The sequence below is a fragment of the Bradyrhizobium sp. GW821-FHT12B03 genome, from assembly GCF_058807535.1.
In genome coordinates, this window is sequence record NZ_JBXAQU010000025.1 from 96468 (window position 1) to 120378 (window position 23911).

The following is a 23911-nucleotide window of genomic DNA, read 5'->3' on the forward strand; positions in this document are numbered from 1 at the left end:
ACGAGGGCACAGGGCTGAGCGACCGCGCCAAGGCGCGCGCGCACGCCGTCAAAGCGCCGTCGGACCCGACGCTCAGCTCCGCGACCTGGATGCAGCCGACGGTCGCGCAGAGGCTGCCGGGTTTATTTCCAGAAATGCGATTTACTTCATACTTGGCTTAGCCCCGGGCAAGCGAATTTGCCGGTTGGCCGCAAGGTGCACGGGGAGGCTGACGATGGCGCTCATTCTCGTTCCGGGGATTCCCGATCGGGATCGACCCGACCCTGACCTCGGAGAGCTGCGCGCATTGGGTGCGCGGGCGGAGAATCCTCAAGCCGTCCGGGTCGGTGCACGTCGCGCCGGTGAGCCAATCCAGAAACTCGATGTGAACGCCGATACGATCGTCGAGCTGACGCTCGATACCGGCGCGCGGTTCTACCATCGGTACGACCGGCTCGCCGACGATCTGCCCGCCGCCAGCACCCGGGGCGGTGGCGGGGATGCGGACACGATCTCGCTGCCGGTCTTCCTGCCGGGGCCGGCGACCCGGGCCGGCGTGGCCGGGACGATCATCGAGTCCGTGCGCACGTTTGACCTCGACCTCTCCGCGCTCGGAGATGTCGCTGGAAGCCTCGCCGGCCCACGGATTGCCAAGATGTTCGACGACCGGCGCAACGACGAATACGGCCTGCGAACCTGGTCGCTCGACAATGGCGAGTTCGGCGCAAATCCGGTTGCCGCGAGCGATCTGACCGGAAGCGACCCGATCCTGCTGTTCATCCACGGAACGGGCTCGAGCACAGCAGGCGGCTTCGGCGCGATCCCCTGGTCGAAACCGGGCACCGCCGCGCCGCGCATTGCGACGGTCAAAGGGCTCCGGGACAAATATGGCAAGCGCATCGTCGCGTTCGACCACCCGACTCTGAGCGTGAGCCCCATCGACAATGCCATTGATCTGCTCAAGGCATTGCCCGGAGGGGCGCGGCTGCATGTCGTCACCCATTCCCGGGGCGGGATGATCGGCGAACTGCTCTGCTGGCCCGAGCGCGCGGACGACAGGGCGCCGTTTGCAGACGAGATCGGCAAGATCCGGCTGCGCGCGGATCGCGCCAAGCAAGACTACGGCGAACAACTCGCCAAACTCGACGAGCTCGGCCGCCTGCTGCAAGAGAAGCGCCCGATCATGGAGCGGTTCGTCCGGGTCGCCAGTCCGGCCGCCGGGACCACGTTGGCCTCGGGACGTCTCGATAACTGGCTGTCGCTTGCGACCAGCGTGCTCGATCTGACCGGCCTGGGCGGCTCGCAGCTCTACCAGTTCCTGAAGGGCTTTTTGCTCGCCGTGGTGAAGACACGGACCGACCCGGAATCGGTCCCCGGTCTCGAGGCGATGATGCCGGGTTCGCTGCTGACCATGCTGCTGAACCGGCCGGGCATCGAGACCAAGGCGGATCTGTCGGTCATTGCCGGCGACATCGAGGGCGGCTCCCTCCTTGCCAGGCTCGGCCTCAAGGCCGTGGACTGGTTCTACGGCGGCGATCATGACCTCGTCGTCGATACCCTGTCGATGTATGGCGGGCTTGCGCGCACTAACCGGGCCGCCCGATTCTTCTTCGACAAGGCCGACACGGTCAGCCATTTCAACTATTTCCGCAACGACAAGACCCTCGAAAAGATGACCAAGGCGCTGCTGCGCTCGGCCGATGACGATGCCGGGTTTCAGCGCATCGAACCGACGCAGGAAATCAATGACTTCCTGTTGCGAAAGCGCGCCGGTGCGCCTCGTCCCGCCGTGATCCTGATTCCGGATTGCATGGGCTCGCATCTGTCCGCGAATGGCAAGCGTGTCTGGATGGATCTGGCCGCACTCGCCGAGTTCAAGCAATTGCAACTCGACTCCGGCGTCCCGCTCCGGCCCGACACGCTTGTCGCCGAAGCTTACGCGCCCCTGGTAAAGCGCCTTTCGGAATCCTACGACGTCGTATTGTTCCCATACGACTGGCGCCTGTCCCTGGCGCGTAGTGGTGGTGACTTCGCCAATCTGCTGTCGGCCCAGCTGGCGGCAAATCCGGCGCAACCGGTCCGGGTCGTTGCCCATGGCGCAGGAGGACTTGTCGCCGCCGCGGGATTCGCCGCCGACAAGGGTCTTCGCGAAGAGTTCGCCAGCCGCTCCGGTGCGCGCGTCCTGTTGCTCGACTTGCCGCTCGGCGGTTCAGCCCGCATCGCCCGCCTCCTGCTTGGCGCCGATCGGCTGACCCAACATCTCGCGCTCCTGACTCTCGCGCCTGAAAGCAAGGACATCACCTCGGCGTTCCTGGGCTTTCCGGGATTGATCGACCTGCTCCCGGCAGAATTGCTCGACCAGGCGCTGTGGCAGCGCTTGCAGGCAAACGCCGGCGCACCCGCCGATGTGCTGCTGGGGGCCGCCCGCACACAGCGCGACAATATCGGCTCCCTTGAAGCTCTCAAGCTCCCTCTGGTGCAGGTGAACGGAACACCGGCCCTGTCGATGACCATCGAGAACGACAAGGTACGTTTTTTTACCGACAGCGCGTCGGCGAAAACGGCGGCGACCGCCGCCGTGCCGGGAAATACCTGGTGGGCGCAAGGTCAACCCGGCGAACTCGCCGCGTTCGAGCCGGCCCTCGACGCCTATATGGAGCTGCTCGCCAGCGGGACGACCGACCGCCTGCCACAACAGCCGCCGTCTCCGTCCGCCGGCGGCGTGCCCGTCGAGCTGCGCGAGGACGTTCCGAGCATGTTTCCGGACCGGCAGGAAATCGTCGCCGCTGCGCTCGGCTATGCGCGCCGGCCGGCAGCCGAAGTCAAACGCACCACCGTGATCCGGCTGACGCATGGCAATCTCGCTTTCTCGCGCTGGCCTGTCGCAGTCGGGCACTACGAGGGTGACACGCTGGCGGGCGGCGAGGATCAACTCGATCGGGCGCTGAATGGTCGGCTCAGCCGCCGGCGCGACACCCGCGTCTATCCGGGCCGGATCGGCACCGCGGAGATCGTCCTGGACCCCACCCAATTGCCGAAAGGCGCGATCGTCATCGGTCTCGGCGCGATCGGCGCGCTCACGCCGGGCGATCTGAACCGCACCGTCTCGAAGGCGCTGCGGCGCTACGCGCTTGCGGTCCGGGAAAGCCGCATGCTGTCGGCCGGCGAGATGGGAATCTCAATGGTCCTGATCGGTACCGGCGAAGGCGGGCTGAAGACGGCCGACGCCGTCTCGGCGCTGCTCGACGCGCTGAAATACGCCAACCTGATGCTTGGCGACGATGCATTCACCGATGTCGAGTTCGTCGAACTCTACCGTGACAGGGCGATCGCGGTTGCGCATACGCTGGCACGCCTCGAACCTGGAAACCCCGGCGCCTATGCCACCTTCTCATTCGACGGCCTGGTGCACACCAAAGCCGGAGGACGCCGCCAGTCGCCACTGATGGAGGATTCGTCATGGTGGCGGCGGCTGAAGATCGAGGCGCAGGAGGGCGGCAAGCTGCTGTTCTCCGACCTCACCGATCGCGCGCGCCTTCCGGTGCGCCCGGTCGCCAACCAGAACAAGGTGTCCGAATTTGTGAGCCGCGCCGTGATCGAGAAGCTTGGGGCGACAGAGCACTCCGCCGCCGGCACGCTTTACGAACTGCTGCTGCCGGCAGACTTCAAGCGCGAGACGGGCGACGACCGGGGGCGGGTCCTGGTCCTCGACCCCGTCACCGCGAGCTATCCGTGGGAGCTGCTGTGCCGGCCGGGACGTAGCGACGAGAAGCCATTGTCGGTGCGTGCCGGAATGGTCCGCCAGCTCACCGGGGCCGACACCCCCGAACGGTCGATCGTGGCGACGGGGACGACAGCGCTGGTTGTCGGCAATCCACCAACCGGTCTTCCAGAATTTCCCCTGCTCGGAGGAGCGGCCGAGGAAGCGAGGCTGGTCGCCGACATGCTGGAGAAGCAGGGGTTCGCGGTGACGGACCGCATCGAGCGCAGCGACACCCGTGGCAGCCTTCCGGCGATCCTGTGCGGCCGCTGGCGGATTTTGCATCTCGCGGGGCATGGCGCCGTGAACGTCAAGCGTGGCGAGCGCATGGTTACCGGCATGGCGATCGAGCACGGATCGTTCTTCGAGCCCGCGGACGTCGCGCAGATGGAGGCGATTCCCGATTTCGTGTTCATGAATTGCTGTTATCTGGGATTGAGCGATCCAAGCGAGGAACGCAAGGCAACCGCCCGCTTTCACGAACTGGCCGCCAATATCGCAACGGCATTCATCAAGCTCGGCGCCCGCGCCGTGATCGCCGCCGGTTGGGCGGTCAACGACGCCGCCGCCAAGCATTTCGCCGAGGTGTTTTACGGCCAGTTCCTGGCCGGAGCTTCGTTCGGCGACGCCACGCTCGCGGCAAGGAAGGCGGTCTTCAGTCTCTTCCCCGAGACAAACACCTGGGGCGCTTATCAATGCTACGGCGATCCCGCCTTTCGATTATTCCTGGACGGCGTACGGACCCAGGCTCCGCGCACGAAAGACAAGTATGTACATGTCGAGGAACTGATCGCCGATATCAGGGACATCATTCAGGACACCCAGACGCTGGCGACGCGCGATCCGGCGCCGTTGCGGGAGCGGCTCCTGGCGATCGCGGGCAATTCGTTTGCGACCAAATGGGTGGACAATCCCGAGCTACAGGCGGCGCTGGGGCAGGCCTATGCGGAGATGCAGCTGATCGACGAGGCGATCGAGGCGTACACGCTTGCGCTCAAGGCGGAGCAGGCGCACGCGCCGATTCGCGTCATCGAGCAGCTTGCCAACCTGAAGGCGCGTCGGGCGGCGATCGAAAAAGCAAAGCGGGATGATCCGAAGCAGGAAATCAATGAAGCCGTTGCGCTACTGATGTGTTTGCCGAAGCTCGCCGACGGCGGCCTGACGGCGGAACGCTGGTCGCTGCTCGGGAGCTGCAGCAAGCGCCTCGCGCAAGTGACCAGCGGCAAGGAGCGGCTCGATGCGCTGACGGAGATGCGCCGGTGCTATGGCGAGGCCTTCAAGCGCAAGGAGGCAGGTGGAAAATTCGACACCTATTCGCTGCTCAATCAACTGCTGGCGGATACGCTGCTGCGTCAGCTCAGCAACGAGCCTCGCATCGATCTGGATGAAGGGTTGCTCCGCGCCCAGAACGAGGCCCAGACGCTCGATAATGACGATCCAAGTTTCTGGAACGGCGTGGCCCTCGCGGACGTCGCGCTCGGACGGGCGCTTCTGCTGGGTGAGCTCGACGACAAGGTTCAGCAGCAGGTGATCCAGGCTTATCTGCGGCCATGGCGCCGTGGCGCGTCCGCGCTTCAGTTCTCCTCGGTCCTCGAGCAGATGGAGTTCCTGATTGATATTCTAGCCGACCACCCGGCGTTGGGCGGCGGGATCGGCACGATCGTCGCGCAACTGCGAAGCGCAACCGGCGTTGCGTGAACGGAACCTTGCATGCACCAAAATGCAAAGAAGAAGCCGGCTGCGCCGCGAAGCCTTCGTTGGGGCTCTTGAAGCCTGAGCGATCCGTCCGATCCCCATGCGGGCATGGCTGCTCCATCTCTTGAGGTCATCTCTTGAGGTCATCTCTTGGGCTCATCTCTTGGGGTCGCGAAGCGCGTATCGCGCCCTGCCGGACCTCCCCGCGGCGCCTGTGGTCAATACTGTACGGACAAGACCCATGGCCAGGTGGCACGCTAGCGCTGTCGCCAGGAACTCGGGGCGGGGGCCCGTGTTGCCGTGCGCAATCCATCAGGGTGTCATGGACCAGAAGAAATCAATTGACGGGCCGCTTTCGGATATCCGGGCGAGCAATGCGTCGCAGTCCGCTCAGCTTCCCCAAGGCAAGAGCTTTGAGCATCTGAGCGATCAGAGCGTGCTCCGGCTGTATGAGGGTATTCGCCATCAGGTCGAAGCCGATCGGGCGATGGGCCACAGATATCGGCTGGTCGGCAACGCGGCCAAGGAACGGGCGCAGCGATTGCAGGCGGAGCTGGTCCAAAGAGACCTGAAGTTCATGCCGATCATCTGGCCGTGACTCGGGATAAGCCGCTAATCCCCGTTGAAGCAATGGGCGGCATTCGCGCCGCCCATTCTTGCGTTCAGCCAGATTGGCACTTTTATCGCAACCTTAATCCCCCGTGCTCTGTCTACACATCGGGGAGGTCATCCCGTCCCTTAACTTTTTCCTTAAAAATTCGATGTAGCGTCAATGACTTAGGTGAATAGATATGATCGACCGGGGGCACCATTGCTCTCGCCCGCAGAGTATCGGCGCATCTATTCCGACACCCGCACAATCTGGTGCGGCTTGACGTTGGAGCGGTCCCGTCCGTTGCCGCTATTCCAATTCGGGTGCGCTGCCTATCGACGCTGAGTTCGTCTATGGCGGGGTGCCCGTCACGAAATTGCCGCCGCATCGGTATCGAGGGACTAGATCATCCTCTGCCAAAGCCGCATGAGGCTCGGGCCACGCCCATTCGTTGGGTGTCGGACTTCCAATCGCCTCGAAACGTCCGATATTAGCTGCAGACGAACGGATTCGCGGCTCGCGGAGGCTCATTTGGCAAGCGTATTCTTCTCCTACTCTCATGCCGATGAGGTCTTGCGCGATCAGCTTGAGAAGCAGCTTTCGCTACTCAGACGCCAAGGCGTTATCGAGGTTTGGCACGATCGCCGCATCGGTGCCGGGCAAGACTTCGCCGCGGAGATCGACCGGCACATCGAGACCGATGACATCATCCTGCTTCTCGTCAGCTCGGACTTCATAAATTCCGACTATTGCTATGACATCGAGATGAAACGGGCGATGGAACGTCACGAGGCCGGAGAAGCGATCGTCATCCCGGTCATCCTTCGCGCCTGCGATTGGCGCGGCGCTCCCTTTGGGAAGCTTAATGCCGCGCCGCCGGACGGCAGGCCTATCACACAATATCCCGACCGAGATCAAGGCTTGCTGGAGGTTGCGAAGGCTGTCCGCGCAGCCGCAAATCGCCTCAAGCCTGTATCCTCACCTCGCGGTCCAGCGCCGAGCCCTGCGCCGGCGACTTCGCAGGCGAACAAGGCGTCTATGCCGCGATCCAGCAATCTACGGATCGCCAAAGAATTCACTGATCGCGACCGTGATCGGTTCAAACATGAGAGTTTCGATTACATGGCGAAATTCTTCGAGAACTCGCTGCGGGAACTGGAGGGACGCAATCCCGGGCTCGAAACGAGTTTCCGTCGGATCGACGCAAACCGATTTACGGCGGCTGTCTATAAGAACGGTCGAGCGGTTTCCCGTTGCACAGTGTTCATCGGTGGCATCGGCTCCGATGGTATTGCATATCTTGCGTCCGAAAGCACGGAGAGCAATACGATGAACGAAGCGCTGACGGTTCGGAACGATGAGCACGATCTTTATCTAAGAGGCCTGGGAATGCCGCGGGGCTTAGTCAGTAATCTGTCTCAGGAAGGGGCCGCTGAGTACTACTGGTCGCTGTTGATCGAGCGATTGCAAGGAAATTGATCGATGTTATCACCGCACGAATTCAGTGTTGGTCGCGTCAGTGGGGCAACCGAATCGACCGTCGTTTGCCGATCGACCGATGCGATCGCTTACTTCTCGTCATCGCGGCGCACGACGAGCCCACCGCAATCTGAAATTACCGTGACTGCACCGTAATGCGGGTCTGGACGGTTCGCGGCCGTGCGGCTTTGCTCCCTCTGACAAAAAACGGCGTGCGCGACCAACCAGATCGCATTCCCTCCCCGGACACCGCCCCCGCATCATCAGACTGTCATCCCCCCGTCATCGGCGTTCCATTGATCGTTGCTCCTTTCGCCGCGCATCGCAGAGGGTGGATATGCATCTGATCAAGACGATTTCTTCCGACCGCCGGTCGATCCTGAAGGGCCTTGCGGCCGCAGCCGTCGCGCCGCTGGCGGCGCCGGCTTTTGCCGCCGAGGGCCTGCCGGCGCAGCCGACCGGACCTGTGGCCGCCATCGCCACCGACAAGGCCTATTGGAACGCCGTGAAGGGGCTCTATGCGGTGACCCCAGATGTCGTCAATCTGGAGAACGGCTTCTGGGGCATCATGGCCGAGCCTGTCAGGCGCGAGTTCATTCGCCTGTCCGACATGATCAATTATCAGAACACCTATTATGCGCGGCAGCGCGCGGGTGGGGATTTCGAGGCGGTGCGGGCCAAGGTGGCGGAGGCGCTTGGAGCTGCGCCGCAGGAAATCGCGCTCACCCGCGGCGCGACCGAAGCGCTGCAATTGCTCATCAGCGGCTACAACAGGCTGAAGCCCGGCGACAGCGTGCTCTACGCCGACCTCGATTACGATTCGATGCAATATGCGATGAACGCCCTCAAGGCGCGCCGCGGCGTCGACGTGGTCAAGTTCGACGTGCCGGAGCCGGCCACCCGCGAGGCGGTGTTAGATGCCTATGCCCGCGCGCTGGAGGCCAATCCGAAGACCAGGCTTCTCCTCCTCACCCATGTCAGCCACCGCACCGGCCTCGTCATGCCTGTTACCGAGATCGCCCGCATGGCGAAGGCGAAGGGCATCGACGTCATCCTCGACGCCGCTCATTCCTGGGGGCAGATGGACTTCAGGCTGGGTGAGCTCGAGGTCGATTTCATCGGCTTCAATTTGCACAAATGGATCGGCGCGCCGGTCGGCGTCGGCTTCCTCTACATCAGGAAGGACCGCCTCGCCGACATCGACCGTGACCTCGGTGACGAGGATTTTGCGGAGACCGACATCCGCTCGCGGGTCCACACCGGCACGGTCAATTTCGCGACGGTGCTGACGGTGCCCGCGGCCGTCGAACTGCATCAGCAGATCGGTGCTGCGGCGAAACAGGCCCGCCTGCGCTATTTGCGCGACTATTGGGTCAGTCGTAGCAGAGGCTTCAAGGACCTCGAGATCCTGACGCCGGATGAGGCCGGCCTGTATGGCGCGATCACGTCGTTCCGCCTCGCCGGCAAGACCAGCAAGGCCGACAACGACGCCACCGTGGCGAAGCTCAGGGACACCTACAAGGTCCTGACGGTTCGCCGCGCGGGCGTCGCCAGGGGCCAGTGCATTCGCGTGACGCCGGCGCTGTACACGGATGAGGCCGATCTCGACCGGCTCGTGGAGGCGCTTGCCGTGATCACGGGGACGAAGGCGGGCTGAAGCAGCGCGCAGCGGGAGAGAGGCTCGCTCACACCGGAAACGTCAGCGACTTCGCGAGCCGGACCAGGTCGACCTGGCGCCGGCAGCCGGTCTTTTCGAAGACATGAATGAGGTGGCTCTTGACGGTGCTGAGCGAGATGCCGAGCAATTCCGAGATCGAGGCCCGCGTCTGTCCCTCGCAGATGAGCTCGAAGATGCGAATCTCGGCGGGCGTCAGATCGTAGAGCTGGTCGAGCGCATCGTGAGGCAATTGCGGCGGCCCGGAGGCTGATGCCACGAACAGGGCGGCGGCGGCGCGCTGGATCAGGCCGGACCGCATGTGGCTGCGCCGCAGCGGCAGAACGTGGATGACAAAGGGATCGCCGCTCGGGCGGGGGATCGGGATGCCGATGCCTTTCTGGCCGAGCGTCGCCTCGTCCTTCGCCGCCTGTACGACGGCCGATTGCAACGTGGTGGTGGTCGCCGCGGATTGAACGGCGATCCGGCCATGTCGGGCCACAATGGGATCTCCGGCCGCCAGCATCGCCTCGGCGGCGGCATTGGTGTGAACGATCTTGGCATCCTCGTCCGCCAGCACGACGCCGGCCGTCAGGGCCTCCACGGTCGCGGCGAACGTCGCGGCTTCCACCGCCTTCATGTCGAACAGATTGCTGATCGTCACGGCGCGGCGGATGTGAGGCGCGAGCAAGCGCAATCCGCCGACCTGCGCATCGTCGATGGGGCCGGCGGACTGGTGCTGACTGAAGATCGCGTTGCCGACCATCGCCTTGTCGCGCACGAGGCCGACGGCAACGGCATCGAACAGGCCCTTGGGCAGGGCCCATTCGCGATAATAGCGATTGCTGGAAATAATGTCCTGCCGGACGGCCTGGGATTGAACGATCGGCTCTCCCAGCGGGTATTGCGCAATGCGCTCGGCGCCGCCCCAGAGCTCGATGATGTCAGCGCCATATCCGATTGCGTTCTGAGACATCTGGGTCAGGTCGGACCCGGAGACCGCATTGACGACGGCCTTCATGTTGGTGAGGCTGGCGACCGAGAGCGCGCCGGTGGCAAAGCCGAACTCGGCGCAGATCCCGTCCAGAACCGCGGTCCAGCGCTCAGGCGCGATGACACAATCATAGATTCCACCGATGAGGTCCGAGAATTTCTCGACCGAAGCCTGCTGCATTCCAAACCACTCACTCGAAAATCACTGACGTCACCTGGAACCGGCGGTTGGACGGCGTCATCCGCCGATAACGGTGCCACGGCCCGGGTGCACTCTCAACCGAGCCAAGGTCTTATCATCGCGATTCCGCCGCGCAACGGGAACGCCGTACACAAATGCTTGGGAAGCATCTTGGGCGGCTGTCATGCTTTTTTGCAGGAGGCGGGACCTGCGCGCGCTTCGCGGCCGCGCGATCTAAGCTTTCGCCGGTGCACGGCCTTGCGCGTCCGGCCCTCAGGGATCGAAATGTTTGTGGGGCGCAACGATATCTGGCTCGGTAAAACAGTGGCAACCAAGAACGATCGATGGCGTGCAGCAAAAGCCCCGGGAGTGGCAGTTTGGCCACGGTACACCCGGAAATTGGTGCGCATGTGCGCGCGGATATTTCCGGTCGTCGTTTGCGATTGTGGCTGGCGTGCCACCGATTGTGCGCGTGGCGCCGGTCCCCATTCGCGATTGTGAGGCTCAGGCACGCGCCAGCTTCCTGCCTCCGTGCTATTGCTGCCTCCGCAATGACGCGAGGTCCCCATGCTCCCCCTTCCCGCCGACATATTCACCGAACCCGAGGACGTCTCGCCCGACGGTCTCGCCAATCTCGGCCCGCTCCGTCGTCTCGCCGGCACGTGGCAGGCGGACAAGGGGATCGACATCAACCCGAAGGCGGACGGACCGGAGCGGCGGACCTTCATCGAGCATATCCGCATGGACCCGATCGATCCGCAGGCCAACGGGCCGCAGCTTCTCTATGGGCTGCGCTACCACATCCACATCAACACGCCGGAGGAAGACATCACCTTCCACGACCAGGTCGGCTACTGGCTGTGGGAGCCCGCGACCGGGCTGATCATGCAGACGCTGGCGATCCCGCGCGGGCAGGTGCTGCTCGCCTCGGGCAAGGCCGGGCCTGACGACAGGAAAATGTCCGTCACGGCGAAGCGGGGTGACACCGCCTACGGGATCTGCTCGACCGACTTCCTGGAACGGGCCTTCCGCACCGACGCCTACCGCTGCGACATCACCTTCAACGACGACGGCAGCTGGACCTATCTGATCCAGACCGAGTTGTTCGTGCGCGGTGCGCCGTTCAATCATCACGACACCAACACGCTCAAGCTGGTCGCGCCGCCGAAGCTCAATCCGCTCGCGGTGATCGTCAATGATCGCGCCAGGAGCGGCGGCAGCGGAACGGCGGCTTGAGCGCAGTCCGGAGATTTGCATGAAGCCCTACGTCATCTGTCTGATGCATTCCAGCCTGGATGGCCGCACGCATCCGAGCCGCTGGCGTCCCAAGGGCGCGGGCACGGACTGGTTCGAGAAGATCCACGACGAGCTCGGTGGCGATGCCTGGGTGATCGGCCGCGTCACCGGCTCGGAGTTTGCCAAGGGCAAGCCGTATCCCGCGACGTCGGGCGAGAAGCTTCCGCGCGAAAACTGGTTCGCTCGGCGGGATGCGAAGACCTATGGCGTCGTGCTCGACGCGCAGGGCAAGATCGGCTGGGGCCGCTCCGACATCGGCGGCGATCCGATTCTGGTGGTGCTGACCGAGAGTGTGACGGATTCGCACCTCGCAGGCCTGCGCGGCGAGGGCGTGTCCTACATCTTTGCCGGCAAGTCGGAGATCGACCTCGCGCTGGCGCTGGACATCCTCAACCGCGAGCTTGGCGTGAAGCGGCTGCTGGTGGAGGGCGGCGGCGTCGCCAACGGCGCGTTCCTGCGCGCCGGGCTCATCGACGAGTTCAACCTGATCCTCAGCCCCGCGATCGATGGCGCAAGGGGCGCGCCCTTCGTGTTCGACTCGACGGACGCCGACAGCGACCAACGCGCGCCGCTCGCTGCGATGACGCTGGAGAGCACACGGGATCTCGGCGGCGGTGTCCTGCTGCTGCGGTATCTGATCACGAACGATCCGCAAGGCCTGGGCAGGTAACGCGCCGGCATGTCGGATACGCCAGAGCACATCGTGATCGTCGGCGCCGGCGCGGCCGGCCTGATGGCGGCGCGTGAACTGGCGCGCGCCGGCAAGAGGGTGACGATCCTGGAAGCGCGCGAGCGCTGCGGCGGGCGCATCCATCCGCTGCCGGCGGCAGAGTTCGGCTACCCCGCCGACGGCGGTGCCGAATTCATTCATGGCGAGGCCCCGGTGACGCACTCCCTGTTGCGCGAGGCGGGGTTGTCCGTTCAGGGGATCGAAGGCGCGCAGTGGAGCTTCGACGGCGCAAAACTCTCACGCGAGGACCGTCACGATCCGCACGAGGCGCAGCTGCATGCCGTGCTCGGGGACTTGAAGGACGACCTCACCGTCGCCGATTTCCTGCGCCGTCATTTTGCCGGACCCGAATACGACCGGCTGCGCTATTCGATCGAGCGGATGGTCGAGGGCTACGATGCCGCCGATCCCGAGCGCGCCTCCACGCTGGCGCTGCGCGAGGAATGGATGGATGGCGGCCTCCACAGGCCGGCGCGCATCGATGGCGGCTATGGTGCGCTGATCGACTTTCTGGCGGCCGAGTGCCGCAGGCATGGGACCGCGATCCACTTTGGCTGCGTGGTCTCGGCCATCGCGGAACAGGGCAACGCAGTCGTCGTTCGCTGCGCCAATGACGACGTGCACGGCTGCGATCGCGTGATCGTCACCGTTCCGCTGCCGTTGTTGCGGGACATCGCTCTGCCCGCGGCCGCGCGCGCGAAGGCCGCGGCGGCCGACGACATCGGCTTCGGCAGCGTGATCAAGATCCTGCTGCGCTTCGCGCGGCCGTGGTGGCACGAGCGAGAGCCGGATCTTGCGGGCATGACGTTCCTGCTGTCGGACCAGACGATCCCGGTGTGGTGGACGCGCTATCCGGAGCAGCATCCCGTGCTCACCGGCTGGTTCGGCGGCCCGCGGACGGCGGAGCTGCAAGGCCTCGATCCGCAAGCCCTGATCGAGGCCGGGCTCGGTTCGCTCGCCACCATCTTCGGCCTGCCGCGCGAGGACATCGCGCGCGACCTCGTGGCAACCGCGGCGATCAATTGGGGGCACGATCCCTTTGCTCGCGGCGCCTATTCCTGGGCCACGCCGCGGACGCGCGATGCGCAAACGATGCTCGCGCGCGCCGAAGGAGCGGTGCTGTTCTCCGGAGAAGCGCTCTATCGCGGCCGCGACATGGGGACGGTCGAGGCGGCGCTGGCGAGCGGGCTGGAGACGGCCGGAATGATCCTGCGCCGATGAAAAAAGGCCCGCGCGTTCGCGGGCCTTTCGTTCATCCGTGCCAGCCTGTTTACCAGCGATTGCCGCCGAAGCCGAAGCTCACGCTGGGACCGCCGCCGTAATAGCCGTACGGTCCGCCGCCATAATAGCCGTGGTGCCGCGGGTAATAGCCGTAGCTGCGATAATAGTGCGGGCGATAATGGCCATGGTGGTGAGGGCGCCAGTGATGATGGCGGTGGCCATGATGATGGTGGCGGTGCTGCGCGCTGATGTCGGTCGGCGCGTTCTGCTTCGCGCTTTTGCCGTTGGCCGCGTTCGCCGCCGATCCGCCGGCCAGCGCCGCAGCACCGATGGCCATCGCGACAAAGAGATACTTCATGTCATCACTCCAGTTGAATGTCGTGTGACAACACATGGGCGCTCGCTGCGTTCCGGCCAGTGCGGGCGTCGAAACGACGCAGCGCTCGCTGTCCGCTTCAGCGCGGATGATCGCGTGTCGTGAGATTTATTGTCGCATTACGGGCGTTGATCGCACTGTTGCCATCACTTCGCCGCGAATGATGCGACCACCTCATCCGTGGTGACGATGCGTGCGAACTCGCCGTTGAGATTCGACAGCGTCATCGCATGGATCTCCTCGGCGGAATGCGCCTCGCCATCGGGGCCGATCCGGTCGAACGTCCAGGTCGCGTCGCGTACCAGCTGCGCATCGAAGCCCAGATTGCCGGCCATCCGCGTCGTCGTCTCCACGCAATGGTTGGTGGTGGCGCCGCAAATGACGAGCGTGGTGATGCCGCTTGCGCGCAGGCGCGTCTCGAGGTCGGTGCCGATGAAGGCGCTGTTGACGCGCTTGACGATCACCACCTCGCCGGGCGCTTCGCGCGCCTCGTCCTTGACCGCATAGCCGGAGCGCGATGGCAGAAACGACGAATTCGGCTTCGTGCCCTCGTGGCGGATGTGGAAGATCGGTGCACCGCTTGCCCTGAACGCCGCGAGCAGATCGGCGATGCGTGCCACCGCATCCGGATTGTTGCGCCGCTTGCCCGCCGCCTCCCATTCGTCGAACGCGCGCTGGACGTCGACGACGATGAGGGCGGGGAGAGGGCCTGGCATGATGGACCTTTCGGACAGCTTGTTGGGCCGAATATGCGAGCCGATCAGGGAAGCGCAATGCCAATCTTCCCTCGTTTCGCGACGTCATTGCGGATCCGGGCTACAGGACATTCCTCACGGATGCGGATCGGGAAAGCCATGGCGCTCGGACAGCGCGGCGAGGATCGCGTCCTTGTCGGCGATGAAGGCGCGGCCGCGGTGGCTGCCGGTCTGGTGCCGCGATGTCGCGCCGTCGGCGAGGACAAGCAGCGGCAGCGACTGGTTTTCCTCCCCGACCAGCGCGATCACGGCTTGACGCGGCAGCGGCCACGCGATGCGCTCGACGTCGAGCTTTCCAGCATGCTGTGGAAACGAGGCGAGCAGGCCCTCCATCAGCACGCAATGCCAGCAATAGAAGCGCCGGCCCGGATAGGCTGGGTCCTCGAAGCCAGGGCGCAGCAGGAACAGCAGGTCGCGCGTCATGGGTCGCTCCGAAATGGGTCGTCCGAAGCATGGCCGCCTTGCTGAGGATCAAGGCGGCAAGGACTGGCCGGCCTAGCGTCGAGCCCCCAGATTCATGGGAATCGACGGTCAGGAAAGGACGCCATGCCAGGGCCGATCAGTCAACTGCAGTCACTCGCCGACGTGAAGACATTGCCGGAGCTGTTGCGTTGGCGCGTCAAGGCGACGCCGGCGGCGGAAGCCTACCGCCATTTCGACGCGACTGCCGGACGCTGGGTCAGCCAGTCCTGGTACGAGATCGACGCGGAATTCGAGCTGTGGCGGCGGGCGCTGGCCGCGGAGGAATTTTCGCCCGGCGAACGCGTCGCCATTCTGATGCCGAACGGCATTGCGCATATCGCGATGGATCAGGCGGCGCTATCGCGCGGTCTCGTGCCGGTGCCGATGCATGCGATCGACAACCCCGATAGCATCGCCTACATCCTCGCCGATTCCGGCGCGCAGCTGCTGCTCGTCGATACGCTGGAGCGCTGGCAGGCGATCATGGCCACCGGCCAGCCGCTCGATGCGCTCAAGCGGATCGTCTGTGCCGACATCACCCGGCCGGTGCCGGCCGATGCGCGCATCGTCGCGCTCGACGAATGGCTTGCGTCCGCACCCGGTGCGACCGCGCCATTGCCCGACGTCGCGGTGGAGCCGGACGATCTCGCCGCGATCGTCTACACCTCGGGCACGACCGGGCGGCCGAAGGGCGTGATGCTGTCGCATGACAATGTCGTCGCCAATGTGAAGGCGATCGCGCATCGTATCGCGGCATCGCCCGACGACCTCTTCCTGTCTTTTCTGCCGCTGTCGCACACTTTCGAGCGCACCGGCGGCTATTACTATCCGATCGCGGCGGGGGCCTGCGTCGCCTATGCGCGCTCGGTGCCGCAACTCGGGGACGACCTCAAGCATGTGCGGCCGACGGTGCTGATTTCGGTGCCGCGGATCTATGAGCGCGTCCATGCGATGATGATGCAACATCGCGCATCGGCCGGAAGCATCGAGCGGGTGCTGCTCGATCTCGCGATTGCCGTCGGCGGCCGGCATTTCGATGCGCGGCAGGGACGCGGCGCGCTGTCGCTGTTCGACCGGTTGGCCTGGCCGCCGTTGAAGCGGCTCGTCGCCGACAAGGTGCTGGCGCAGCTCGGCGGCCGGTTGCGCGTCGCGGTCTCCGGCGGCGCGCCGATCGCCGAGCCCGTCATTCGCCTGTTTCTCGCGCTCGGGCTCGACATCCTCCAGGGCTACGGCATGACCGAGACCTCGCCGGTGGTTTCGGTGAATACCCCCGAGGACAATGATCCGCGCTCGGTCGGCCACGTGCTCGATGGCGTCGAGGTCAGGTTGGGCGATAACGACGAACTGCTGGTGCGCGGGCCCAGCGTGATGCTCGGCTACTGGCACAAACCAGAGGAGACGCGCCGCGTGAAGGAGGCCGATGGCTGGCTGCACACCGGCGACCAGGCCCGCATCGAGAACGGCCGCATCACCATCACCGGCCGCATCAAGGATATCCTGGTCACGTCGACCGGCGAGAAGATCGCGCCGGTGGACCTCGAGACCGCGATCCTCGCCGATCCCCTGTTCGAGCAGGCGCTGGTGGTCGGCGAGCAGCGCCCGTTCCTCACCGCGCTGGTCGTGCTCAACGCAAAGGCCTGGGTGCAGGAGAAGGAAAGGTTAGCGGCGAGCGGCAAGCAAGGCGGCGCGGCGGAGCGGGCCGCGCTGCTTGCCAGAATCGCGGCGGCGGTGAAGGCCTATCCGTCCTACGCGACGCCGCGCGCGGTGTGGTGGACGCTGGACCCCTGGACCATTGCTGGCGGCCTGCTCACGCCGACGTTGAAGAACAAGCGCCCGGCGCTCGAGCATCGCTTCGCCGCCGAGATCGCGCAGATCTACGCGAAGAAGCCGGCGGCAATAGTTTCGAGGTGATCTTGCCTCACAAGAGGTCGTCATGCCCGGGCTTGTCCCGGGCATCCACGTTCTTTGTGTCGCAAGGCGTGGATGGCCGGGACAAGCCCGGCCATGACGACGCGGAGGCTTCAATGCTCCAAAAAGCTCACTCACGTCCTCTTGAACGCCGTGTCCATCGCGCTTGATCCAGCGCAATTTCGGCCGCGGGGCCCCATGCAATCTCGCCGCGATAATTCGAATTGCAATCGAGGCAGGTCATGAAGGCGTATTTCATCGGTGGTGGCATCGGATCGCTCGCGGGTGCGGCGTTCCTGGTTCGTGACGCGCAGCTGCCGGGTCGTGACATCGTGATCTACGAGGCGCAGCCGCTGCTCGGCGGCAGCCTCGACGGCGCGCTGCTCGCAAACGGCGCCTATTCGCTGCGTGGCGGGCGCATGCTCACCACCGACCACTACGAGTGCACCTGGGATTTGCTGTCGAGCATCCCTTCGCTGGAACGTCCGGGCCTGAGCGTGCGCGAGGAGACCGTTGCGTTCAACCTGGAGAATCCGGCGCATTCCCAGGCGCGGCTGGTCGATCGCAACCGCTTCAAGATCGATGTCTCGCATATGGGCTTCTCCGCGCGCGATCGGCTCGAACTGCTGCGGCTCACCGAGGCCTCGGAGGAGACGCTCGGCAACAGCCGCATCACCGACTGGCTGTCGCCAAAGTTCTTCGAGTCCAATTTCTGGTACATGTGGCAGACCACTTTCGCGTTCCAGCCCTGGCACAGCGCGGTCGAGCTGAAGCGCTATCTGCACCGCTTCATGAACGAGTTCCCGCGCATCGAGACTCTCGCCGGCGTCAAGCGCACCGTCTACAATCAGTATGACGCAATCGTGCGGCCGCTTGCCGACTGGCTGAAGCGGCAGGGCGTGCAGTTCGTGCGCGGCACCGGCGTCATCGACATGACGCTCGAAGACGAGGACGGACGCGTACGCGTGCGCCAGCTCGTGCTCGACCGCGACGGCCGCACCGCCAATGTCCGCCTCGAGGATGGCGACCTCGTGTTCTTCCAGAACGGCTCGATGACCGACGCCACGAGCCTGGGCTCCATGACCGAGCCGCCGCCGCACCTGACCAAGGCCGACAGCCAGGGCTGGGCGCTGTGGGAGAGCATCGCCAAGGGGCGTCCCGAATTCGGCAATCCGTCCGCGTTCAACAGCTCGATTCCCGAGTCCTACTGGCTATCGTTCACCGCGACCTGCCGCGACCCGCGCTTTTTCGACAAGATGGAAGCGTTCTCCGGCAACAGGGCCGGCACCGGCGGCCTCGTCACGTTCAGGGATTCCAACTGGCTGATGTCGGTCGTGCTGTACCACCAGCCGCATTTTGTCGGCCAGCCGAAGGACGTGCGGGTGTTCTGGGGCTATGCGCTGCATCCGGACCGCGTCGGCAATTTCGTCGGGAGGCCAATGTCCGAGTGCGGGGGTGCGGAGATCCTGAACGAGCTGTGCGGGCATCTGAATTTCGATCGCGACGTGTTCGAGACTGCGACCTGCATTCCCTGCCGCATGCCCTACATCACCAGCATGTTCATGCCGCGCAATCTGGCCGACCGGCCGCTGCCGGTGCCGAAGAATTCGGTCAACCTCGCCTTCGTCAGCCAGTTCGTCGAAATCCCCGACGACGTCGTGTTCACCGTCGAATACTCGGTGCGGGCGGCGCAGATGGCGGTCTATCAGCTGATGAAGATCGATCGTCCGGTGCCGCCGGTGACGCGGCACGACAAGTCGCTGGCCGTGATCTTCGCGACGCTGGAGAAGGCGTTCGCGTGACGGGCGCTGCTACTTGAACGGATCCTGGATCGACGGGGACGATTGCCTGATGCGGCGCACGCTCACCGGCGTGCCGTCGGAGACGAACAGGAGCTCGTACTTCCGGCCCTCGCTGTCGGTCGCGGAGCAGGTGACGTCCGTGACCTTCTTGGCAGCGAAATTGCCGGTCTGGCGGCAGACGCCGGTGGAGGTCTGCTCCGCCGGGACCGGCAGGCCGTCGACCCTGGGCCGGTCCTTGGAATTGAGCAGCATGCGGTCGATCGGCAATTCGTAGGAATTATCGTCGGCGCGCTTGCCATTCTCGCCAGAGAACGACACGACGTGGTCCCGATCGGCGGGGTCGTCGACGGCGACCGCGAAATTGACCCGGCCCTTGTCACCATGGGCGTAGGCGACCGTCTTGCAGGCAAACGTGCGCCCGGCGACCTTCAGCGTCTTGCAGTGGCCGGACATCAGCGCCAGCAAATCGATGAAGGCGCTCTGCTGCGGGGGCGGATTGTTGACGAGAATCGGCCTGGAAGAGTCGCCAAAACAAGGACTTGCCAAGGCCACGATGGAGGCAGCGAAGGCTGCTGCGAGGGCCGGTCGGCAGAGGCGCATCGTGAGGCTCATATGCCAGGGGACCGCGGAAAAGTTCCGTTCAATAACCATCGAACCGCAAATTGGTTGCGATCCCGTTTGTGTCGCCAAGCCTGACTGGAATACCATCCGTGCCACCCCATCGGCGATTCGTACAAATCGCCCAGCCGTCCCGGCAGGCACTTGCCGTCAGGCCAGTGTTTTTTTCGTGGCAGACCCGGAGGTCACGCCGCCTGCGCCATCGTCCTTGCAAAGGCCGGGTAAGTCTCGGCGAGCTCGTCGAAAATCCGGCCGCGCAGCAGTGCCAGGGTTGCTGAATCGGGCCGCGCGGTTTCCCGCACGACCTCCGGTTCTTGATAGGTGAAGCCGGTATTCTTCCTGATGTCGGCCGGCGTAAAGGGCGGGTGCACCGAGCGCAAGGCGAAGCCGCCTGCCTCGCGGTCGAAGTCGAACAACGCCATGTTGGTCAGCAATGCATGCGGCCCGCCGCGGCGCGGGACTTCCGGCGTGATCGCCCGGGCGCTGACGAAATCGACCTTCGGCGCCAACACGCGCGGGGTGTGCTCCTCGCGAAACAGGATCACGCGCGGAATGAGATGGTAGAGATAGGCCGAGCCGAACGAGCCGGGCCAGCGCACGCTGCTGGTGGGATAATCGCCGGTGCCGACCAGATTGATGTTGCCTTCGCCGTCGATCTGGCCACCGCCGAGGAAGAAGGCATCGACCCTTCCTTGCGCGGCGCAGTCGAACAGCTCGATGCCGCCATTGGTGAAGAAATTATGCGCCTGCGATCCCAGGATCGAGATGCGCACCGGCGGCTTGCCACAGAGTTCGTTGCGTGCGCGCAGCAGCATCGCACCCGCCGCGGGGATCGGCGACGATGCGCCGACCGCGACGTGACGGATGCCGTCCAGCAGGTCGGCGATGGCAGCGATCAGGATTTCGCGCCGTTCGCGTTCCGACGACATCAGGCCACCTGCTTGCGCTGCGTCAGGAAGGTCGAGAGATAGGCGCGAAAGCCTTCTTCGCTGCGCGCCATCGCCGCATAGCGCGCGATCTCGGCTTCGTCCGCGGGATATTCGCCCCACAGGGCCAGCGGCCAGGCGCCGCGCGCGGCGACCGCGATGGCGTCGACATAGAGCGAGGGCAGCACGCCGGCGGCGGAGTCTTCCGTCTCCAGCAAATTGCGATCGACGATGCGCTCGACGGTGACCAGCGTGCGCTTTGCGGCATAGGCGAGGCCGGCGAGCTCGCGGTGGCGGCCGATCCGGACATTGCCGGCGCGGTCGGCCTCGGGCGCGTGAAACAGCGCGACATCGGGTGAGATCGCGGGCACCACGACCACCTTACGGGCTTCGCCGACGGGACTGTCGATCACCTGCCAGTCCGGCCGCACCTTGAGCAGGTCGCTGCCGATGATGCCGGCGATCGGCATGAACGGCACGCCCTTTTGCGCGGCGAGGAGCCCGGCATAGATCGCAGGGCAGGTGGAGTCGCGTAACGCAAACGCGCCGCTCTTGACGCCCGCGGTGAAGCGCGGCGCGGCGCCGGCTTCACCGAGCGACACCGCGCTGGTCTCGAGCGAGGCGACGGCGCCGGCCCCGATCAGGAGATCGGCCTGGAGGCCCGAGATCGGCACGCAGATCAGCTCGAGATCGCAGATACCGGATTCGAGCAGCGTCGCGGTCGCGGCCATCGCGACGCCGGAGCCGTCGACGGGAATGGCCAGCGATTGCCCCGAGGTGACGCGCGCGACAAGCGCCTCCAGCGCAACGATCTCGGTCATGGGCGTCCTCCGTCTTGTTTTTGTTATCCTGTCCTTATCCTGCCTCAAGCCATCGCCGCCTGCCAGCGCGTATCGCGCAGGGAGGGACGGCGATGCAGGCGGGCATCGAGCATGCTGCGGGCGCGCGGCAGCTCGCCGCCGCGCATCAGGGCGACGATGAAGGTGTCCTCGATCAGCTCGCGCTGGGCGTGGCTGCCGCCGATGCGCACGACCTCGTCAAGAACCGGCGCAAGCGTCCGCACGCAGGCCGCATAGTTCTCGTCCGCAAAGGCCGCCAGCGCGCGGCAGATTGCCGGCACCACGGGGCCGGCCGGCAGCTTGCCCTCGGCGAGCCGCTGCTCGATCACGGCAAGGCGCGCGGCGAGCGCGTCGCTGTTTTGCGTCGCGGCGGCGAACAGCGCCATGTGGACGTCGGCGAACGGCAGGCTCGATTTCGGAAACAGTTTTTGCGCGGCGGCGTCGGCATCGAGCCACAGCGCCTTCGGCACGGCGTGGCCGTAAGCCGACAGGCGCCAGAGCAGCGAGGCGCCGTCGGTGACGACGTTGAGCGGCGGCGCCTGCGTGGCGGAGGGCTGGAGCACGTCGGCATAGATCGCCAGTGCGCGTGCGGGGTCGCCATGCTCCAGCGCGCCGAGCGCCTGATGCCAGCGGATATGGCCGTGCAGGATTCCGGCGCGGTCGTAGGTCGGAATCCATTCGTCGACGAGGCGGTCGGCCGCCTCGATCGAGCCGTCCTCGAACATCGCATGCAGCACGGCGTGCGCGGCATGGGCATTCTGCCGGCGCAGATTGAAGCCGCGTTCGGTGACGCCGCGGCCGCCGGCGACGTCGCCATTCTCGGTCATCGCCCAGCCGTACATGGTGAGGAACCACCAGTCCTCGCCGTAATGCTGCGCGACGCGTTCGCACAGCTCATGCCGGGCGCGGTCGTGATCGGCCATGCCGGAGAAGGCGAACAGGCCGAACGCGCCGAGCGGCAGCGACAGCACCATTGCATCGCGCGGCCATGCCTCGACATGCTTCAGCATCGCCGCAATCGCCTCGGGCAGCCGGCCCTCGATCGCGAGCGCGAGTATCTCGACATGCGAGCGTTCGCGCTCGGTGCCGCGTTTCGCGACCAGTTCGCGCGCCGCTGACGCCTTTTGCCGTGCGAGATCGCCTTGCTGATAGAAGGCATGGACGCGGGCGCGGGCGATCCGGGGAAGCGCGAAATCCGGATCGGCCGCGATGGCGCGCTCCAGCGTCTCCGCCGTGCCGGTCCAGCCCGCTAGCATGAGGTCGACGCCTTCGCGATAAGCGGATGCCGCGGCATCGGATGTGGTGGAGAGCGGCAGGCCGTAGCGATCCTGATGCGCCATCGTCGTCTCCCGCCCTTACGCCGTCCGCGCGCGGCGGCCTTCGATCGGATAGGCCGGATCGTTATAGCCCGGTGTCGACGGATGGCCCGGCGTCACCAGGCGGTCGATCAGGGCTTCGTCCTCCGCGGTGAAGCGATAGTCGAGCGCGCGGATATAGTCGTTCCACTGCTCCTCGGTGCGGGGGCCGGCGATGATGGAGGTCACGAAGGCGGAGTTCAGCACCCAGGCGACCGCGAACTGGCCGGCGGTGATGCCTTTCGTCTCGGCGTGGCTCTTGATCTCCTGCGCGAGCTGGAGCGACTCCGGCCGCCATTCCGTCTGCATCATGCGGGTGTCGTTGCGCCCCGCGCGCGTCTCCTTGTCCGGAGCTGCATCGGGCCGATATTTGCCGGTCAGCACGCCGCGCGCCAGCGGGCTGTAGGGCACGATGCCGAGACCGTAATAGGTGCAGGCCGGAAAGTGCTCGACCTCGGGCATGCGGTTCATGGCGTTGTAATAGGGCTGGCTCACCGCGGGGCGGTCGATGCCGAGCCGATCGCAGATGTTGCAGATCTCGGCGACGCGCCAGGCGCGGTAGTTCGAGACGCCGAAATAGCGCACCTTGCCTGATCGGATCAGGTCGCCCATCGCGCGGACCGTCTCCTCCAGCGGCGTCGCATGGTCTTCCTTATGCAGATAATAGATGTCGATGTGGTCGGTGCCGAGCCGCTTGAGGCTTTCGTCCGCCGCCTGCAGCACCCAGCGCCGCGACAGCCCGCCGCGATTGGGATCGTTGCCCATCCCGGTGTTCATGGGGTTGGCGAGCTTGGTCGCCAGCACCCAGGCGCTGCGGTTGTTGCCGATGGCGCGGCCCACGACCTCTTCGGAGCCGCCCTTCGAATAGGCGTCCGCGGTGTCGATGAAATTGATCCCGGCATCAAGCGCTTTCGCGATGATCCGCTTTGATGCGGCCTCATCGGTCGGTCCGCCGAACATCATGGTGCCCAGACAGATCGGCGAGACTTTGAGGCCAGTGCGGCCGAGCTGGCGGTATTGCATGGGCTGTTTCCTTGCTGCTTCTTGTGGGAGCAGCATAGCCATCTCGCTCCGTCATTGCGAGCGCAGCGAAGCAATCCAGAGATGCGTCCGCGGAGAGAATCTGGATTGCTTCGCTGCGCTCGCAATGACGAGGTCGGGAAAACTGCTTGCGACACTCTCAACTTTCATCGCCCGACTTGATCGGGCGATCCAGGGCGGATTCAATCACTCGTCGCAACACCCAGCGAAGGAGGTTGCGATGGAGAACCGTGTGCGGACAGGTCGCCC

General features: G+C 65.1%; 18 protein-coding genes. 9 read left to right on the top strand and 9 right to left on the bottom strand.

What is annotated here, in order from left to right:
- The first annotated feature begins 214 nt into the window (after positions 1-214).
- The 4 genes from AC1RUR_RS34255 (at position 215) to AC1RUR_RS34270 (ending at position 9162) form a co-directional block, all read left to right on the top strand.
- Positions 215-5437 (top strand): DUF7379 domain-containing protein, encoded by a 5223-nt coding sequence (locus AC1RUR_RS34255; RefSeq protein ID WP_492852324.1) that lies wholly within the window; start codon positions 215-217, stop codon positions 5435-5437.
- Positions 5438-5756: 319 nt separating this feature from the next.
- Positions 5757-6032 (top strand): hypothetical protein, encoded by a 276-nt coding sequence (locus tag AC1RUR_RS34260; RefSeq protein WP_492852326.1) that lies wholly within the window; start codon positions 5757-5759, stop codon positions 6030-6032.
- Positions 6033-6557: 525 nt separating this feature from the next.
- Positions 6558-7505 carry a toll/interleukin-1 receptor domain-containing protein gene (locus AC1RUR_RS34265; protein WP_492852328.1) on the top strand — a complete coding sequence of 316 codons (948 nt, stop codon included), beginning with the start codon at positions 6558-6560 and terminating at the stop codon, positions 7503-7505.
- A 337-nt stretch (positions 7506-7842) separates the two neighbouring features.
- Entirely contained in the window at positions 7843-9162 is a 1320-nt protein-coding gene (locus tag AC1RUR_RS34270; protein WP_492852330.1) for an aminotransferase class V-fold PLP-dependent enzyme, read from the top strand.
- 28 nt (positions 9163-9190) lie between these two features.
- Here AC1RUR_RS34270 and AC1RUR_RS34275 read toward each other — a convergent pair whose 3' ends face one another.
- Positions 9191-10333 carry a helix-turn-helix transcriptional regulator gene (locus AC1RUR_RS34275; protein WP_492852332.1) on the bottom strand — a complete coding sequence of 381 codons (1143 nt, stop codon included), beginning with the start codon at positions 10331-10333 and terminating at the stop codon, positions 9191-9193.
- Between the two features lie 567 nt (positions 10334-10900).
- On the opposite strand from AC1RUR_RS34275, the gene AC1RUR_RS34280 reads away from it, so the two are divergent.
- The 3 genes from AC1RUR_RS34280 to AC1RUR_RS34290 are packed head-to-tail and all read left to right on the top strand — an operon-like array spanning position 10901 to position 13580.
- Positions 10901-11569 carry an FABP family protein gene (locus AC1RUR_RS34280; protein ID WP_492852334.1) on the top strand — a complete coding sequence of 223 codons (669 nt, stop codon included), beginning with the start codon at positions 10901-10903 and terminating at the stop codon, positions 11567-11569.
- Positions 11570-11588: 19 nt separating this feature from the next.
- Positions 11589-12299, top strand: a complete 711-nt coding sequence (locus AC1RUR_RS34285) for a RibD family protein (protein ID WP_492852336.1) — start codon at positions 11589-11591, stop codon at positions 12297-12299.
- A gap of 9 nt (positions 12300-12308) precedes the next feature.
- Positions 12309-13580, top strand: coding sequence for a flavin monoamine oxidase family protein (locus AC1RUR_RS34290; protein ID WP_492852338.1), 1272 nt, complete (start codon positions 12309-12311; stop codon positions 13578-13580).
- A gap of 49 nt (positions 13581-13629) precedes the next feature.
- Here AC1RUR_RS34290 and AC1RUR_RS34295 read toward each other — a convergent pair whose 3' ends face one another.
- The 3 genes from AC1RUR_RS34295 to AC1RUR_RS34305 all read right to left on the bottom strand — a co-directional run bounded on the left by AC1RUR_RS34295 (position 13630) and on the right by AC1RUR_RS34305 (position 15134).
- Positions 13630-13938, bottom strand: a complete 309-nt coding sequence (locus AC1RUR_RS34295; RefSeq protein WP_492852339.1) for a hypothetical protein — start codon at positions 13936-13938, stop codon at positions 13630-13632.
- Between the two features lie 164 nt (positions 13939-14102).
- Positions 14103-14672, bottom strand: coding sequence for a cysteine hydrolase family protein (locus AC1RUR_RS34300; protein ID WP_492852341.1), 570 nt, complete (start codon positions 14670-14672; stop codon positions 14103-14105).
- A 114-nt stretch (positions 14673-14786) separates the two neighbouring features.
- On the bottom strand, positions 14787-15134 hold the full coding sequence (locus AC1RUR_RS34305) for a DUF3088 domain-containing protein (RefSeq protein ID WP_492852343.1): 348 nt from the start codon (positions 15132-15134) through the stop codon (positions 14787-14789).
- Between the two features lie 123 nt (positions 15135-15257).
- On the opposite strand from AC1RUR_RS34305, the gene AC1RUR_RS34310 reads away from it, so the two are divergent.
- Both AC1RUR_RS34310 and AC1RUR_RS34315 read left to right on the top strand, forming a co-directional pair.
- Positions 15258-17084, top strand: coding sequence for an AMP-dependent synthetase/ligase (locus AC1RUR_RS34310; protein ID WP_492852345.1), 1827 nt, complete (start codon positions 15258-15260; stop codon positions 17082-17084).
- Positions 17085-17323: 239 nt separating this feature from the next.
- Complete coding sequence (locus AC1RUR_RS34315; RefSeq protein ID WP_492852347.1) at positions 17324-18883, top strand: oleate hydratase; 1560 nt, start codon at positions 17324-17326, stop codon at positions 18881-18883.
- Between the two features lie 9 nt (positions 18884-18892).
- Here AC1RUR_RS34315 and AC1RUR_RS34320 read toward each other — a convergent pair whose 3' ends face one another.
- From AC1RUR_RS34320 to AC1RUR_RS34340, 5 genes are all read right to left on the bottom strand, one after another.
- Complete coding sequence (locus AC1RUR_RS34320; protein WP_492852349.1) at positions 18893-19483, bottom strand: hypothetical protein; 591 nt, start codon at positions 19481-19483, stop codon at positions 18893-18895.
- Positions 19484-19686: 203 nt separating this feature from the next.
- Positions 19687-20430 (bottom strand): CoA-transferase, encoded by a 744-nt coding sequence (locus AC1RUR_RS34325; RefSeq protein ID WP_492852351.1) that lies wholly within the window; start codon positions 20428-20430, stop codon positions 19687-19689.
- Entirely contained in the window at positions 20430-21248 is an 819-nt protein-coding gene (locus tag AC1RUR_RS34330) for a CoA transferase subunit A (protein WP_492852353.1), read from the bottom strand. The genes AC1RUR_RS34325 and AC1RUR_RS34330 overlap by 1 nt, the downstream gene beginning before the upstream one ends.
- Before the next feature lie 44 nt (positions 21249-21292).
- On the bottom strand, positions 21293-22606 hold the full coding sequence (locus tag AC1RUR_RS34335) for a tetratricopeptide repeat protein (protein ID WP_492852355.1): 1314 nt from the start codon (positions 22604-22606) through the stop codon (positions 21293-21295).
- Positions 22607-22621: 15 nt separating this feature from the next.
- On the bottom strand, positions 22622-23644 hold the full coding sequence (locus AC1RUR_RS34340) for an aldo/keto reductase (protein ID WP_492852357.1): 1023 nt from the start codon (positions 23642-23644) through the stop codon (positions 22622-22624).
- Positions 23645-23911: the final 267 nt, after the last annotated feature.

What these genes read in the sequence shown, in the direction of transcription:
- AC1RUR_RS34255 (WP_492852324.1), top strand. Translation starts at nt 215, where the DNA reads ATGGCGCTCATTCTCGTTCCGGGGATTCCCGATCGGGATCGACCCGAC.
- AC1RUR_RS34260 (WP_492852326.1), top strand. Translation starts at nt 5,757, where the DNA reads ATGGACCAGAAGAAATCAATTGACGGGCCGCTTTCGGATATCCGGGCG.
- AC1RUR_RS34270 (WP_492852330.1), top strand. Translation starts at nt 7,843, where the DNA reads ATGCATCTGATCAAGACGATTTCTTCCGACCGCCGGTCGATCCTGAAG.
- AC1RUR_RS34275 (WP_492852332.1), bottom strand. Translation starts at nt 10,333, where the DNA reads ATGCAGCAGGCTTCGGTCGAGAAATTCTCGGACCTCATCGGTGGAATC.
- AC1RUR_RS34280 (WP_492852334.1), top strand. Translation starts at nt 10,901, where the DNA reads ATGCTCCCCCTTCCCGCCGACATATTCACCGAACCCGAGGACGTCTCG.
- AC1RUR_RS34285 (WP_492852336.1), top strand. Translation starts at nt 11,589, where the DNA reads ATGAAGCCCTACGTCATCTGTCTGATGCATTCCAGCCTGGATGGCCGC.
- AC1RUR_RS34290 (WP_492852338.1), top strand. Translation starts at nt 12,309, where the DNA reads ATGTCGGATACGCCAGAGCACATCGTGATCGTCGGCGCCGGCGCGGCC.
- AC1RUR_RS34295 (WP_492852339.1), bottom strand. Translation starts at nt 13,938, where the DNA reads ATGAAGTATCTCTTTGTCGCGATGGCCATCGGTGCTGCGGCGCTGGCC.
- AC1RUR_RS34300 (WP_492852341.1), bottom strand. Translation starts at nt 14,672, where the DNA reads ATGCCAGGCCCTCTCCCCGCCCTCATCGTCGTCGACGTCCAGCGCGCG.
- AC1RUR_RS34305 (WP_492852343.1), bottom strand. Translation starts at nt 15,134, where the DNA reads ATGACGCGCGACCTGCTGTTCCTGCTGCGCCCTGGCTTCGAGGACCCA.
- AC1RUR_RS34310 (WP_492852345.1), top strand. Translation starts at nt 15,258, where the DNA reads ATGCCAGGGCCGATCAGTCAACTGCAGTCACTCGCCGACGTGAAGACA.
- AC1RUR_RS34315 (WP_492852347.1), top strand. Translation starts at nt 17,324, where the DNA reads ATGAAGGCGTATTTCATCGGTGGTGGCATCGGATCGCTCGCGGGTGCG.
- AC1RUR_RS34320 (WP_492852349.1), bottom strand. Translation starts at nt 19,483, where the DNA reads ATGCGCCTCTGCCGACCGGCCCTCGCAGCAGCCTTCGCTGCCTCCATC.
- AC1RUR_RS34325 (WP_492852351.1), bottom strand. Translation starts at nt 20,430, where the DNA reads ATGTCGTCGGAACGCGAACGGCGCGAAATCCTGATCGCTGCCATCGCC.
- AC1RUR_RS34330 (WP_492852353.1), bottom strand. Translation starts at nt 21,248, where the DNA reads ATGACCGAGATCGTTGCGCTGGAGGCGCTTGTCGCGCGCGTCACCTCG.
- AC1RUR_RS34335 (WP_492852355.1), bottom strand. Translation starts at nt 22,606, where the DNA reads ATGGCGCATCAGGATCGCTACGGCCTGCCGCTCTCCACCACATCCGAT.
- AC1RUR_RS34340 (WP_492852357.1), bottom strand. Translation starts at nt 23,644, where the DNA reads ATGCAATACCGCCAGCTCGGCCGCACTGGCCTCAAAGTCTCGCCGATC.